The organism is Sphingomonas sp. BK580, from assembly GCF_014194975.1.
Lineage (GTDB): Bacteria > Pseudomonadota > Alphaproteobacteria > Sphingomonadales > Sphingomonadaceae > Sphingomonas.
This window is the reverse complement of record NZ_JACIAY010000009.1, coordinates 1-14,594: the sequence shown is the minus strand read 5'-3', so window position 1 is coordinate 14,594 and position 14,594 is coordinate 1. Positions and strand designations below refer to the sequence as shown.

13 protein-coding genes and 1 tRNA gene are annotated in these 14,594 nt (G+C 70.9%); 8 read left to right on the top strand and 6 right to left on the bottom strand.

Annotated elements, in window-relative coordinates; genetic code table 11:
- Window positions 1-36: 36 nt before the first annotated feature.
- The 7 genes from FHY05_RS15430 (at window position 37) to FHY05_RS15400 (ending at window position 5,102) form a co-directional block, all read left to right on the top strand.
- Window positions 37-336, top strand: a complete 300-nt coding sequence (locus FHY05_RS15430) for a hypothetical protein (protein WP_260181614.1) — start codon at window positions 37-39, stop codon at window positions 334-336.
- Window positions 337-351: 15 nt separating this feature from the next.
- Complete coding sequence (locus tag FHY05_RS15425; RefSeq protein WP_183923825.1) at window positions 352-1,017, top strand: response regulator transcription factor; 666 nt, start codon at window positions 352-354, stop codon at window positions 1,015-1,017.
- Window positions 1,018-1,093: 76 nt separating this feature from the next.
- Window positions 1,094-2,401: a HAMP domain-containing sensor histidine kinase gene (locus FHY05_RS15420; RefSeq protein WP_183945471.1), complete on the top strand. Its 1,308-nt coding sequence runs from the start codon at window positions 1,094-1,096 to the stop codon at window positions 2,399-2,401.
- A gap of 226 nt (window positions 2,402-2,627) precedes the next feature.
- On the top strand, window positions 2,628-3,347 hold the full coding sequence (locus FHY05_RS15415) for a PEPxxWA-CTERM sorting domain-containing protein (protein WP_260181613.1): 720 nt from the start codon (window positions 2,628-2,630) through the stop codon (window positions 3,345-3,347).
- Between the two features lie 169 nt (window positions 3,348-3,516).
- Complete coding sequence (locus FHY05_RS15410; RefSeq protein ID WP_183945339.1) at window positions 3,517-3,717, top strand: hypothetical protein; 201 nt, start codon at window positions 3,517-3,519, stop codon at window positions 3,715-3,717.
- Window positions 3,674-3,841, top strand: coding sequence for a hypothetical protein (locus tag FHY05_RS22890; RefSeq protein WP_183945470.1), 168 nt, complete (start codon window positions 3,674-3,676; stop codon window positions 3,839-3,841). Before FHY05_RS15410 ends, FHY05_RS22890 begins: the two co-directional genes overlap by 44 nt.
- A 691-nt stretch (window positions 3,842-4,532) precedes the next feature.
- On the top strand, window positions 4,533-5,102 hold the full coding sequence (locus FHY05_RS15400; protein WP_183945338.1) for a hypothetical protein: 570 nt from the start codon (window positions 4,533-4,535) through the stop codon (window positions 5,100-5,102).
- 260 nt (window positions 5,103-5,362) lie between these two features.
- On the opposite strand, the gene gltB is transcribed toward FHY05_RS15400, so the two are convergent.
- From gltB to FHY05_RS15370, 6 genes are all read right to left on the bottom strand, one after another.
- A complete protein-coding gene (gltB, locus tag FHY05_RS15395) occupies window positions 5,363-9,880 on the bottom strand; it encodes a glutamate synthase large subunit (RefSeq protein ID WP_183945337.1) in 4,518 nt (1,505 codons plus the stop codon).
- The gene (locus FHY05_RS15390; protein WP_183945336.1) at window positions 9,877-10,230 is read right to left on the bottom strand and encodes a hypothetical protein; all 354 of its coding nucleotides are present in this window, start codon (window positions 10,228-10,230) and stop codon (window positions 9,877-9,879) included. The genes gltB and FHY05_RS15390 overlap by 4 nt, the downstream gene beginning before the upstream one ends.
- Before the next feature lie 13 nt (window positions 10,231-10,243).
- Window positions 10,244-10,831 carry a hypothetical protein gene (locus FHY05_RS15385; RefSeq protein WP_183945335.1) on the bottom strand — a complete coding sequence of 196 codons (588 nt, stop codon included), beginning with the start codon at window positions 10,829-10,831 and terminating at the stop codon, window positions 10,244-10,246.
- The gene (locus tag FHY05_RS15380; RefSeq protein WP_183945334.1) at window positions 10,828-12,267 is read right to left on the bottom strand and encodes an NAD(P)-dependent oxidoreductase; all 1,440 of its coding nucleotides are present in this window, start codon (window positions 12,265-12,267) and stop codon (window positions 10,828-10,830) included. Before FHY05_RS15380 ends, FHY05_RS15385 begins: the two co-directional genes overlap by 4 nt.
- A gap of 152 nt (window positions 12,268-12,419) precedes the next feature.
- The gene (locus tag FHY05_RS15375) at window positions 12,420-13,229 is read right to left on the bottom strand and encodes an undecaprenyl-diphosphate phosphatase (RefSeq protein ID WP_183945333.1); all 810 of its coding nucleotides are present in this window, start codon (window positions 13,227-13,229) and stop codon (window positions 12,420-12,422) included.
- 45 nt (window positions 13,230-13,274) lie between these two features.
- Window positions 13,275-14,204, bottom strand: a complete 930-nt coding sequence (locus FHY05_RS15370) for a complex I NDUFA9 subunit family protein (protein ID WP_183945332.1) — start codon at window positions 14,202-14,204, stop codon at window positions 13,275-13,277.
- A gap of 155 nt (window positions 14,205-14,359) precedes the next feature.
- Here FHY05_RS15370 and FHY05_RS15365 point away from each other — a divergent pair.
- Window positions 14,360-14,446: transfer RNA gene (locus tag FHY05_RS15365), tRNA-Leu, on the top strand.
- Window positions 14,447-14,594: the final 148 nt, after the last annotated feature.

Below are 14,594 nucleotides of genomic sequence, written 5' to 3'. Positions count from 1 at the left end.
GTTCAAGCCCCTCTCCCTATGCGAGCACGAGTGAGAATGCACCGCCGCCTGCTCCCGCTCCTGCTGCCGCTCGCGCTCGCCGCGCCGGCCGCGGCCGCGCCCGAGCAGGTGCGCGAGGGGGCGGTGGCGCTGCAGGCGCGGCGCGCGGGCAAGATCCTGCCGCTGCCCGAGATCGAGCGGCGCGTGCTGCCGACGATGAAGGGCGCGCAATATATCGGGGTCGATCTGGAGATGCCGAGCGGCGTCTACACGCTCAAGTTCCTGCGCGACGGCAACGTCATCTGGGTCGACGTCGACGGCCGTTCCGGGCAGATCATCGGCCGAACCGGCAACTGAGGGGAAAGAACAGGTATGCGCGTGCTCATCGTCGAGGACGAGCCGAACCTCGGCCAGCAGCTCAAGTCCACGCTGGAGGGGGCGGGCTATGCGATCGATCTCGCCACCGACGGCGAGGAGGGGCATTTCCTCGGTTCGACCGAGAATTACGACGCGATCGTGCTCGACCTCGGCCTGCCCGAGATCGACGGGCTGACCGTGCTCGACCGCTGGCGCAAGGAAGGGCGAGTCACCCCCGTGCTGGTGCTGACCGCGCGTGACAGCTGGTCCGACAAGGTCGCGGGGCTCGATGCCGGCGCCGACGATTACGTCGCCAAGCCCTTCCAGACCGAGGAGCTGATCGCCCGGCTGCGCGCGCTGATCCGCCGCGCCTCGGGCAACGCCTCGTCCGAGCTGACCGCGGGCGACGTGCGACTCGACACGCGCTCGGGCAAGGTGACGCGCAACGGCGAGCCGGTGAAGCTCACCGCGCAGGAGTACAAGCTGCTCAGCTACCTGCTCCACCACAAGGGCAAGGTGGTGAGCCGCACCGAGCTGATCGAGCATATCTACGACCAGGACTTCGACCGCGACTCGAACACGATCGAGGTGTTCGTCACGCGCATCCGCAAGAAGCTGGGGCAGGACGTGATCACCACGATCCGCGGCCTCGGCTACAGCCTGGACGATCCGGACGCATGATCGCGTGACCGCGGCCGACCTCGCCGCCGACGCGCCGGTCGAGGAACCGCGCGCGCGCGGCTCGATCACGCGCCGCATGATCCTGATCGCGGCGCTGTGGATCTCGGCGCTGCTGGTCGGCGGAGGTTTCGCGCTCGATCGCGTGCTGGTCGGCGCGGTGACGGGCAACGCCGACGACCAGCTCGAATACGTGCTGCGCTCGCTGCTGGTCTCGGCCGAGATGGACTCGACCGGCGAGGTCATCTTCAACCGCGAGCCCGCCGACCAGCGCTTCGTCGAGCCCTATTCGGGGCTCTACTGGCAGGTATCGGCCCCGGGGCACGAGGCGTTCGTCTCGCGCTCGCTGTGGGACCGTACGCTCGCCTACGGCAAGCCGCACGACGACCGCGCCGTCCACAGCTACGACAGCGAGCAGTTCAAGGACGAGAAGCTGCGCATCGTCGAGCGCGACGTGACGCTGCCCGGCTCCAAGGTGCGCTGGCGCTTCCAGGTGGCGTCGAGCCGCGAGGCGCTGGACGCGCAGATCGCGGTGCTGCGCCGCACGTTGGTGCGCAGCTTCGTGCTGCTCGGCGTCGGGCTCGTGATCCTGGCGGCGTTGCAGACCTTCTACGGCCTGCTGCCGCTGCGCCGGCTGCGCATCGAGATCGCCAAGATGCGCGCGGGCAAGTCGAGCCGGATCAGCGGCAAGATGCCGCTCGAGCTGCTGCCGATGGTGGAGGAGCTCAACGCGCTGGTGGCGCACAACGAGACCCAGGCGGAGGAGGCACGGCGCCACGCCGGCAACCTGGCGCACGCGCTCAAGACGCCGCTGACCGTGATCATGAACGCCGCCACCGCCCAGTCGGACGACCTCGCCGCGACGGTGATCCGCGAGGCGCGGACGATGCGGCGGCAGGTCGACCACCATCTCGCGCGCGCGCGCGCGGTGGGGCGGCGCGGCTCGGCGCACAGCCGCGCCGCGGTCTGGCCGAGCGTCGAGTCGGTCGAGCGCGCGGTGCAGCGGCTCTACCCGCACGTCCGCATCGACATGACCGGACCCAAGGATCTGGTGGCGCATATCGAGCGCCAGGACCTCGACGAGATCATGGGCAACCTCGTCGAGAACGCGGCCAAATACGGCGGCGGCAGCGTCTTCGTCACGGTGGGCGCGCAGGCGGGCTTCGTCGAGGTGGTGGTGGAGGACGACGGGCTCGGCATCCCCGAGGCCGACCGCGTCCGCATCTTCGACCGCGGCGTGCGGCTCGACACCGGCAAGCCGGGCACCGGCCTCGGTCTCGCGATCGTGCGCGACGTCGCCGAGATCTACGACGGTACCGTGGCGCTGGAGGAGAGCGAGGATCTCGGCGGGCTGCTGGTGCGGCTGCGGCTGCCGATGGCGAGCTGAGCGGACGCGACGACGCGCGCTGCCACGAGGACCGACGCGGCACGGCAGTCGGCTTCGCTCGTCCGTCATCCAAGTCCGGGACGACGGGCAGGGTGACAGGGACGGGCCAGCGTCTCACCCGCCGTCCGCCCCGGCCGGAACGTACAATCTTTTCACCATGCTCTCGCTCATCCTCGGCGCCGACGCCGCGGCGACCCGACGGCGCGAGTCCCGGAGGGAGGAAGCTATGAGGCGATGGGCAGTGATCGCCGCGGCGGCGGCCGTGTCGATGGGCGCGCCGGCCAGCGCGGCGAGCTATGTCTTCGATGTCAGCGGGGGCGGGCTGAGCGGCACCGTCTCGCTCACCTATGAGGCGAACCCGAACACCGGGCCGATCGGCACCTCGCCCAACAGCTACGACCCGGTGGGCTCCTACATCGTCACCGGCGCGAGCGGCACGCTGCGCAACAGCAACATCAACCTGACCACCATGATCACCGGCGTGGTGCCGAGCAACCCGGGCAAGCCGACCTCGGGCAATCTGCTCGCCCCGGCGAGCTTCGGTCATTACATCGTCAAGAACGGCGTGCCCGGGCCCGATGGCAAGGCGCCCGGCTTCTCCTACGACAACCTCTTCTACCCCGGCGGCTCGCCGCCGACCGCGACCGACTATCCGATCGGCGGTGGCTTTCTCGACATCTACGGGCTGGTCTTCACCACCAGCAGCGGCAAGGCGATCAACTTCTGGAGCAACGGCGACACCGGCCAGGGCGTCAGCTACGGCGCCGGCACCACCGACGGGATCAGCGTGCTCGACTATACCGGTGGCATCATCGCGCGCACCGCGGTGCCCGAACCGGCGACCTGGATGACGATGATCCTCGGCTTGGCGCTCGCCGGGATCGCGCTGCGCCGGGGACGTGCGGCGGAGACACGCGCCCGCCTGACCCGGATCGGCGGATCGTAACGGCCCCGCGACCTTCCCGCGACACTCCGCCGCGGCGATCCCCTCCGACGAGGGCGTCGCGGTTGGGGGTGCGCCGCGCCAGGATGGAAGAGGTCATCATCCTCAAGAGCGAGGTGGGTGACGAGGCGCCCGCGATGGCGGACGAGCCGACCCTCGCCGCCTTGGCCATATGCCGATCCTGCTCAACCCGGGGCAGCGCGCCGATTTCGCCGCGCTGCTACGCCGTCAGACCGCGGCGCTGGCGCGCCTGCTCGGCGTCGAGCTGCCGCGACTGAGCGCGGCGCAACTGGCGCAGGTGAGCGCGGCGGCGCGCGCGCGGGGCGCGGCTGTGGGTCAACAGCCTGTGGGAGGGGTTCGTCGCGGGCTATGACGGCGACCGCGACGCGCCGCGCGATCCCGACGCGGCGTGGGGCCGGATGTATCGCGACGGCGTCAGCATCGTCCAGACCGACGAGCCGGAGGCGCTGCTGCGCTACCGCGCGACGCTGCGCTGACCGCGCCGCGCCCATTCGGGAGATCGGTGCAACGCGGCCGCTGCGCTCCTGCGCAACCGTCGTGGGTCGGGCGGCTGGTTGGAGCGGGTAAAGGGCAGCATGGCGGAGCCGCGGAGTCGAGCACGCCGGCCGCGACCGACTCGCCTCACGCGATCACCGAGATGCCTTGGTTCGCGGCCGACGCCGCCCGCTACGATCGTCCACGGGCGACGCCGCGGCGGCTACACGGCTCCCCACGAGCAACCCGCCGACCACGAACGTGAAACGCGCAGGAGCGCGGGACGGCAAGCGCCATCGCCCGTCACGCTCAGCACCGGCGTGCGCCGTCGCACGGCTCGGCGACGATGACCGATGGCGAGAGGGAGCGAGCGCGGCACATCGCCGACGCGTCGCCCGCGATCGGTCAGCTAGGATCTGATCCACCTCATCTGAACTCCCAGCGTGCTCCGGCGAACGCCGGAGCCCAGGGTCGTCCATCCTACCGCCCCGGCTCCGGGCTCCCGCGTGCGCGGGAGCACGGTTCGGCTCGGATGGATCAGGCTCTGGTCACCGGTAACGCGGTCGATGCGGTCCTGACTCGACCGGCCGTCCGCCCACGCGAGCGCCAGCGCCGGCATCGGCGCGGTCGCGCGCCCCGCCGGGTCACGCGTGGGGGTGACGGCGACCCCGCGGCGTGGCAGCGGCGGCATCGATGCCGTCCGCCGCGCCCGCCCCCGCGCCCCCGCCCGCCGTCTCGGCCGCGACCGCCGCGCTCGTCACCCTGATCGCGCTCGCGGTCGGGCTGATGCTGCCCGACGTCGACCTGCGGCTCGGGCTCGGCCATCGCAGCGCACTGACGCACAGCCTGCTGCCCGCGCTGCTGCTGCTCGCGTCGCGCCAGCGCGCCGCCGCCTGCGGGATCGCCGCGGGCGTGGGCGTCCACCTCGCCGCCGACTGTTTCCCGCGCCGAATGGTCGGCTATGCCACGGTAAAGCTGCCGCTGCACGGCGCGCTGCCGCCGCTCGAGTCCTACGGCTGGCTCGCGCTCAACGCCGCGGCGGCGCTGCTGCTGGCCTCGTGGCTGGGGCGGCAGCTCCACGCGCCGGTCGCGCGCGCGCTGGTGGCGCTGGCGGCGCTCGCCGCGGCGCTTCGCTACCTGTGGCACGACCCCGGCGGCTGGCCGGTGCTCGCGCTGGCGGGCGGGGTGGCGTTCGTGGTGGTGCGGGGGCGGCGACGCTCGCTCTTCCGTCATCCCCGCGAGGGCGAGGTTCTGAGACGCTGACGTTGCACGGGGCGCTCGCCACCTTCGTCATTCCGGCGAAGGCGAGGTCCAGGGACGCTGACGTCGCACCCCGCGCTCCCCACTATCGTCATCCCCGCGCGGGCGGGGATCCAGATACGCTGACGTGGCGCCTCTACCGCTGAGGTCCGCGCGTCTGGATACCCGCCTGCGCGGGGACGACGATCATGGGAGGGGGCACGATTAACATCAGGGGAGGGGGCGGAGCCTGCACGTGCCGGTGGCTGCGCCCCGCGCCCGCCTTATTCCGCCGCCACCAGCGTCTCCGCGTCGTCGAGGGGGTGCGCCAGCCGCGTCAGCATCTCGCGCGGCACCACCTGCCAGATCGAGGCGATCGTGCGCTCCCAGTCGTCGAGCAGGCCGCGCGACCAGCGGCTGTCGGTCGCCACCGCATGCTCGGCGATCAGCGAGCGCAGCTGCTCCTCCCAGTGCGCCGCGGCGACGCGCTGCCAGGTGATGTTCTCCGGGTTGGCGGAGCGCGCGAAGCTGCCGTCGGCGTCGTAGACGAACGCCATGCCCCCGGTCATGCCCGCGCCGAAGTTGGCGCCGACCGCGCCAAGCACCACCGCGACGCCGCCGGTCATATATTCGCAGCCGTTGGCGCCGCAGCCCTCCACCACCACGGTCGCCCCCGAGTTGCGCACCGCGAAGCGCTCGCCGGCCTGGCCCGCCGCGAACAACTTGCCCGAGGTGGCGCCGTACAGCACGGTGTTGCCGAGGATCGTGTTCTCCTGGCTGCGCAGCGGCGAGGACACCGCCGGGCGGACGATGATGGTACCGCCCGACAGCCCCTTGCCGACATAGTCGTTGGCGTCGCCGAACACCTCCAGCGTGATGCCGCGGCACAGGAAGGCGCCGAGCGACTGGCCCGCCGAGCCGCGCAGCCGGATCGTGACGTGACCCTCCGCCAGCGTCGACATGCCGAACTTGCGCGTGATCTCGCTGGAGAGGCGCGTGCCCACCGCCCGGTGCGTGTTGCGCACCGAATAGGTGAGCTGCATCTTCTCGCCGCGCGAGAAGACCGGCGCGCCGTCCTTGATGATCTGCGCGTCGAGGCTGTCGGGCACCTCGTTGCGGAAGGTGCTGAGCGAGAACCGGCGCTCGGCGTCGGTGGCGTCGACCTTGGCGAGGATCGGGTTGAGGTCGAGGTCGTCGAGATGCTCGGCGCCGCGGCTGACCTGGCGCAGCAGCTCGGTGCGGCCGATCACCTCGTCGAGGCTGCGGACGCCCAGCCGGGCGAGGATGTCGCGCACCTCCTCGGCGATGAAGGTCATCAGGTTGATCACCTTCTCGGGCGTGCCGACGAACTTCTGCCGCAGCGCCTCGTCCTGCGTGCAGACGCCGACCGGGCAGGTGTTCGAGTGGCACTGGCGCACCATGATGCAGCCCATCGCCACCAGGCTGAGCGTGCCGATGCCGAACTCCTCCGCGCCCAGGATCGCGGCGACGACGATGTCGCGCCCGGTCTTGAGCCCGCCGTCGGCGCGCAGCTTGATCCGCCCGCGCAGCCCGTTGAGCGTGAGCACCTGGTTCACTTCGGAGAGCCCCATCTCCCACGGCGTGCCGGCATATTTGATGCTGGTCTGGGGCGAGGCGCCGGTGCCGCCGACATGGCCCGAGACGAGGATCACGTCGGCGTGTGCCTTGGCCACACCCGCCGCGACCGTGCCGATCCCCGCCGAGCTGACCAGCTTGACGCAGACGCGCGCGCGCGGGTTGATCTGCTTGAGGTCGTAGATCAGCTGCGCCAGGTCCTCGATCGAGTAGATGTCGTGGTGCGGCGGCGGGCTGATCAGCGTCACGCCCGGGGTGGCGTGGCGCAGCTTGGCGATGAACTCGGTCACCTTGAAGCCGGGCAGCTGCCCACCCTCGCCGGGCTTGGCGCCCTGCGCGACCTTGATCTCGATCTCGTCGCAGGCGTTGAGATACTCGGCCGTCACGCCGAAGCGCCCGCTGGCGATCTGCTTGATCACCGAGTTGGCGTTGTCGCCGTTGGCATAGGGCGTGTAGCGCGCCTTGTCCTCGCCGCCCTCGCCCGACACCGCCTTGGCGCCGATCCGGTTCATCGCGATCGCCAGCATCTCGTGCGCCTCGGGGCTGAGCGCGCCGAGCGACATGCCCGGGGTGACGAAGCGCTTGCGGATCTCGGTGATCGCCTCGACCTGGTCGACCGGCACGCCCTCGTTGGGGAAGTTGAACTGGAGCAGGTCGCGCAGGTAGATCGGCGGCAGGTCGGCGACGCCGCGCGAGAATTGCAGGTAGCTCGAGTAGCTGTCGGTCGCCACCGCGGTCTGCAGCAGGTGCATCAGCTGCGCCGAATAGGCGTGCGCCTCGCCGCTGTGGCGCTGGCGGTAGAAGCCGCCGATCGGCAGCGTCGCCACCGCCTGATCGTACGCCGCCTCGTGACGCTCGGTGGCGTTGACGTGGAGCGAGGCATAGCCCTCGCCCGAGATCTTCGCCGGCATGCCGGGGAACAGATCGTTGACGAGGCTGCGGCTGAGCCCGACCGCCTCGAAATTATAGCCGCCGCGGTAGCTGGAGATCACCGAGATCCCCATCTTGCTGAGGATCTTGAGCAGGCCCTCCTCGATCGCCTTCTTGTGCCGGGCGAGGCAGTCCTCGAGCGAGAGTTTTCCGAACAGCCCGCGCGCGTGGCGGTCGGCGATCGCGGCCTCGGCGAGGTAGGCGTTCACCGTGGTGGCGCCGACGCCGATCAGCACTGCGTAATAATGCGTGTCGAGGCATTCCGCCGCGCGCACGTTGACCGAGGCGTAGGAGCGCAGCCCGCGGCGGACGAGATGCGTGTGCACCGCCGCGGCGGCGAGCACGCCCGGGATGGCGACGCGGTCCTCGCTGATATGCTCGTCGGTGAGGAACAGCTCGCTCTTGCCCTCGCGCACCGCCTGCTCGGCCTGGTTGCGGATGCGCTGGATCGCGGCGCGCAGCTTCTCCGGCCCGCCGCCCGCCTCGAAGGTGCAGTCGATGTCGGCCGCGGCCTGGCCGAAATAGCCCTTGAGCCGCGCCCAGTCGGTCGAGGTCAGCACCGGGCTGTCGAGCACCAGCACGCGCTCGCGCCGGTCCTCGGTGTCGAGGATGTTGGCGAGGTTGCCGAAGCGCGTGCGCAGCGACATCACGTAGCGTTCGCGCAGCGGATCGATCGGCGGGTTGGTCACCTGGCTGAAGTTCTGGCGGAAGAACTGGCTGATCAGGCGCGGCTTGTCCGAGATCACCGCGAGCGGCGTGTCGTCCCCCATCGAGCCGATCGCCTCCTTGCCGCTCTCCACCATCGGCGACAGGATCAGCTCCATGTCCTCGATCGTCTGCCCGGCGGCGACCTGGCGTCGCGTGAGGTCGGCGCGGGCGTAGCGCGTCAGCGTGTCGACGGGCGCGGGGGGCAGGTCGGCCATGGTGGAGAACTCGCCGATCATCGCGGCATAGTCCTGCTCGGCGGCGATACGGTCCTTCACCTCGCGGTCGCGCAGCACGCGGCCCTCGTGCAGGTCGACCGCGATCATCTGCCCTGGCCCCAGCCGGCCCTTGGCGATCACGGTGCTCTCGGGCACCACCACCATGCCCGCCTCCGAGCCGACGATCAGCAGCCCGTCGGCGGTCTCGGTGAAGCGCAGCGGGCGCAGCGCGTTGCGGTCGACCCCGCCGACCGCCCAGCGCCCGTCGGTCATCGCCAGCGCGGCGGGGCCGTCCCACGGCTCCATCACCGAGGCGAGATACTGGTACATCGCGTGATGCGCGGGCGGCATGTCGTCCGAATAGGCCTCGGGTACCAGCATCAGCTTGGCGGTGGGCGCGTCGCGGCCCGAGCGGCAGATCGCCTCGAAGGTGGCGTCGAGCGCGGCGGTGTCCGACGCGCCGGCGGGGATCACCGGCTTGATGTCCTCCGAATGCTCGCCGAACGCGATCGAGGCCATGCGGATCTCGTGGCTGAGCATCCAGTTCTTGTTGCCGCGCACGGTGTTGATCTCGCCGTTGTGGGCGAGGCAGCGGAACGGCTGCGCCAGCCACCATTGCGGGAAGGTGTTGGTGGAATAGCGCTGGTGAAAGATCGCGACGCGGCTCTCGAAGCGCTGGTCCTGCAGGTCGGGGTAGAAGACCGACAGGCTCTCGGCGAGGAACAGCCCCTTGTAGATGATCGAGCGGCAGCTCAGCGAGCAGACGTAGAAGCCCTGGATCTGCGCCGCGATCACGCGCTTCTCGATGCGGCGGCGGACGAGATACAGGTTCTTCTCGAACTCCTCGGCCGAGACTTCGTCGGGCAGCGGGCCGGCGATCATGATCTGCTCGATCTCGGGCCGCGTCGACTGCGCCTTGAGCCCGATCACCGACACGTCGACCGGCACCTGGCGCCAGCCGTAGATGGTGTAGCCCGCCTCGATGATCGCGCTCTCGACGATGGTGCGGCAGGTCTCCTGCGCGCCGAGGTCGGTGCGCGGCAGGAACACCATGCCGACGGCGAGGCGGTTGGGGAGCAGCTTGTGCCCGCTGGCGGCGACGCAATCGTCGAAGAAGCGCACCGGCAGGTCGACGTGGAGGCCCGCGCCGTCGCCGGTCTTGCCGTCGGCGTCGACCGCGCCGCGGTGCCACACCGCCTTGAGCGCGTCGATCGCGGACTGGACGACGCGGCGCGAGGCGCGCCCGTCGGTCGCGGCGACGAGGCCGACGCCGCACGCGTCACCCTCGAACTCGGGGCGGTACATGCCGTGGGTGGCGAGGTGCCGGCGGCGGGCGTCGAGCGTGTCGGTCATGGGATCAGCTCCTCGGAGCGCAGGTGAGAGAGGGTGCGGCGCGTGCCGGCGATCAGGTCGGGCAGGTCGAGAGAGGCGAGACGGGCGCGCTCGGCCGGTGCGGCAGCGCGGGTGGGGTAATCGTGCGCGAGCGTGCCGTATGCCCGTGTTGAACGGCCGTGCTCCTGCGCAGGCAGGAGCCCAGGGCCGCGCACGTTACGCTCACGGCCCTGGGCTCCGGCGTTCGCCGGAGCACGATCGCGCGCTGAGGGATCGGACTTCCGCGTGAACAGGCGCACCACCGCGCCGTCGCCGAACGTCTCGCGCGCGGCCTCCTTGATCGCCGCGACATAGTCGGCGGGCAGCCTCATCGCGAGCGCAGCGTCACTGCCGCGCCTCCGCCTGCACCGCCGCGATCTCCTTGGCGAGATCGCCGGTGCTCTCTTGTGCCTGGCGCATCGCGTCCGCCATCATCTGGCGCTGGAAGGCGGCGACGTCGGGATCGCTCATGACCGACATCGACGCCTGGGCATAGGCGGCGCCGGTCGGCGTGGCGAAGAACCGCTCGATCTCGCCGAGCTGCGTCACGTCGAAGCGGCGCGCATAGGCGCGCGCCATCGCTTCCACCATTCCCGGCATCGAGTCACGGATCAGCGTCAGCGAGCGCTGCTCCTGCGCGCCCATGAAGCGATCGAACACCGCCTTCATCTTGGCGTTCTCCCGCAGCATCGCACCCAGCTGCGGGCTCTGCTTCATGCCCTCGCGCATGTTCGCCATCATCGGCGCGACCATCGCGGAGACGGTCGCCGCGCGGGTCGCGGGCGGCATCAGCCGGTCGAGCACGCGCCGCGCGGCGGCGAGCCGCGCCGGCTCGGGCGCGGCGATGGCGGCCGGGCCGGGCGCGCCGGTCTGCGCCGCGGCCGGCGCGGCGGCCACGGCCAGTGCGGCGAGGAGAACGGGTCGCGCGATCACGCCGCGACCTTCTCGCTCTTCGCCTTGGCCTTCAGATATTGGTGCATCGTCGCCGCCACGTCGCGGCCGTCGCGGATCGCCCACACCACCAGGCTGGCGCCGCGGACGATGTCGCCCGCCGCGAACACGCCGTCGAGGCTGGTCATCAGCGTCTTGGAATCGACCAGCACCGTGCCCCAGCGCGTGACGCCCAGCTCGGCGGCGTCCCACAGCCGCGGCAGTTCCTCGGCGTCGAAGCCGAGCGCCTTGATCACCAGGTCCGCCGCCATCGTCTCCGCGCCGCCGGGGGCGACCTCGGGGGCGCGCCGCCCGCTCGCGTCGGGCGCACCGAGCCGCATGCGGTTGACCTCGACCCCGCTCACCCTGCCCTCGACGCCGCTGAAGCGGGCGGGCGCGGCGAGCCAGACGAATTCGACGCCCTCCTCCTCGGCGTTGGCGACCTCGCGCTGCGAGCCGGGCATGTTGGCGCGGTCGCGACGGTAGAGGCACTTCACGCTGGTGGCGCCCTGGCGGATCGCGGTGCGGACGCAGTCCATCGCGGTGTCGCCGCCGCCGATCACCACCACGTCGCGCCCGGCGGCGTTGAGCGAGCCGTCCTCGAAGGCGGGGACATGGTCGCCGAAGCCCTTGCGGTTCGACGCGGTGAGGAAGTCGAGCGCGGGGACGACCCCGGCCAGGTCGTTGCCGGCGAGATCGATCGCGCGCGCCTGGTAGACGCCGGTCGCGATCAGCAGCGAGTCGTGGCGCGCGCGCAGCTCGTCCAGCGTGGCGTCGCGGCCGACCTCGAAGCCCTCGTGGAAGACGATCCCGCCCGCCTTGAGCCGCTCGACGCGGCGCATCACCACCGGCTTCTCCAGCTTGAAGCCGGGGATGCCGTAGGTCAGCAGCCCGCCGGCGCGGTCGTGGCGGTCGTAGACGTGGACCTCATAGCCGTGGCCGCGCAGATATTCCGCCGCGGTGAGCCCGGCCGGACCGGCGCCGATCACGCCGACCGACTGGCCGCGCGCCGGGCCGGGGACGAGCGGCTCGACCCAGCCCTCCTCCCAGGCGGTATCGGTGATGAACTTCTCGACCGAGCCGATCGTCACCGCGCCGTGGCCGCTGAACTCGATCACGCAATTGCCCTCGCACAGCCGGTCCTGCGGGCAGATGCGGCCGCAGATCTCGGGCATGGTCGAGGTGGCGTTGCTCAGCTCATAGGCCTCGCGCAGCCGGCCCTCGGCGGTGAGCCGCAGCCAGTCGGGGATGTGGTTGTGGAGCGGGCAGTGGACCGAGCAATAGGGCACGCCGCACTGCGAGCAGCGCCCGGCCTGATCCTCCGCCGCGGGCGTGGCGTAGCGCTCGGCGATCTCGCGGAAATCGTCGGCGCGATCGGCCGCCCCGCGCTTGGCGGGATAGGATTGCGCGCGATCCACGAACTTGAGCATGTCGGCCATCGGTGTCCTCCGACAGCCGACGTCTCACACCGACATAGGTGAGTCACGCACTTTCTGGCCGATACGTCAGCAAAGCTGCCGCAAAAACTTCGATTGTTGCGCGCTGACGCAGCCTCCTTCCACTTGGGCGTGAGAAGAAGGGCCGGTCCGGATCAATGTAGCGCGAGCAGGATGAGCGCGAGCGTGCCCGCAACGATGCGGTACCAGGCGAAGGGCGCGAAACCGTGCTTGGTCACGACGCCCATGAACCAGCGGATCACCAGCAGCGCGACGACGAAGGCGACGACGAAGCCGATCGCGATCGCGCCGTAGTCGACGTGGCCGGGCAGGTCGCGGCTCTTCCACAAAGCCAGCGTGGTGGCGCCGAGCATCGTCGGGATCGCGAGGAAGAAGCTGTACTCGGCGGCGGTCTCCTGGTCGACGCGCATCGCGCGCGCGCCCATGATCGTCGCGCCCGAGCGGCTGACGCCCGGGATCATCGAGATGCACTGCACCACGCCGATGCCGAGCGCGACGCGCCACGACATCGTCTCCACCTCGCTCTTGGGGGCGGGGGGGACGGTGCGCTCGATGAACAGGATCGCGATGCCGCCGACGATCAGCGCCACCGCCACCACGGTCGGCCCGATGCCGGGCGCCTCGAGCACCTTGCGGATCGAGGAATAGGCGATCGCGCCCACGACGGCGGAGGGCAGGAAGCCGAGCAGCACGTTGCGGGTGAAGCGGATCGCGCCGGGATCGCGTCGCAGCAGGCCCTCGCCGACCTTCAGGAAGCGCCGCCAGAACAGCACGATCACCGCCAGGATCGCGCCGAGCTGGATGACGATGTCGAAGGTGGCGTCGGCCTCCTTCAGCCCCAGCAGCGCGCCGGCGAGCACGAGGTGCCCGGTGGAGGAGACGGGCAGGAACTCGGTGACCCCCTCGACGATGCCGAGGAGGATGGTGATCAGCAGGTCGTTCAATGTCTTTCTCCCCCCGAGCTCACCGGCGCGTCTCCCGCGCGCCGATCAGCCCGCGGTCTGGTTGATCATGCTGAAGCGCCCCGCTTTGCGGTAGCGCACCAGCCAGTTGGGCGCGACCGCGTCGATCGGGGTCGGCTCGACGCCGAGCGCGGCCAGACCCTCGGCGCCCTGGCCGACGACGCTGTCGTGGCCGAGCAGCTTCCACTGGTCGCCCGAGATCGGCGTCAGCGGCAGCGCGGCGAGCAGGGCGCCCGCGCCGTCGGGCACCGTCACGAAGCGCGGGCGGCGGCCGATATGCTCGGCGACGCGGCGGTTGAGCTGGAGCATCGTCAGCACCTCGGGCCCGCCCAGCTCGTAGGTGTGGCCGGCGTGCGCGTCGCGGTCGGCGATGGCGGCGAACACCGCCTGCGCGACGTCGACGACATAGACCGGCTGGAAGCGCGCGCTCGGGCGCAGCACCGGCACCACCGGCAGCCGCGCGATCATCCCGGCGAAGCGGTTGAGGAACTGGTCCTCGCGCCCGAACACGGTGGAGGGGCGCAGGATCGTCGCGGACGGGTCGGCCTGGCGCACCGCCTGCTCGCCCGCGCCCTTGGTGCGCGCGTAGAGCGAGTCGCCGGTCGCGTCGGCGCCGATCGCAGAGACATGGACCAGCGCCGCGCCCGCGTCGCGCGCCGCCTCGGCGACGATGCGCGCGCCGTCGACGTGGACGCGCTGGAGGTTGCCCGCGAAGGTGCCGACCAGGTTGACCACCGCGTCCGCGCCCGCGACCGCACGCTGGATCGTCTCGGGCCGCGCGATGTCGGCGGCGACGAACTGGGTCTGCCCCAGCCCGCCCAGCGGCTTGATGAAGAAGGCCTGGCGCGGGTCGCGCTGCGCCACGCGGACGCGCGCGCCGGTCTTGAGCAGGGCCTGCGCGACATAGCGGCCGAGGAACCCCCCGCCGCCGATCAGCGTGACCAGTCTGTCGTTCATGCCGTCCTTCATCTCGAACGCCTTTCCGCTACGCGCGCCGCTCTGCCCGCCGCGCCCGCCGATGACAAGGCCGGATGCGGCAGTGCGGCGAGGTTCGTGAAAATGCGTGTTGACAAGGGCGGCGACCACCCCCTAGAGGCGCCGGCCTACCCCGTGCCCAGATGGCGGAATTGGTAGACGCACCAGCTTCAGGTGCTGGCGATCGCAAGGTCGTGGAGGTTCGAGTCCTCTTCTGGGCACCAGCACTTCTCAAGTGCGTGATATCTCTCGGGGATCGTCCCAAAAACGGTCCCCAGAGAGCGTCTGCTACCCCAAGCTGCTACGGGAAAATGGCCCATCGTCAGGCCAAAAGTCCCGGAAAACCGCCCCTGTTCAGAGCCGCGTTTGCTA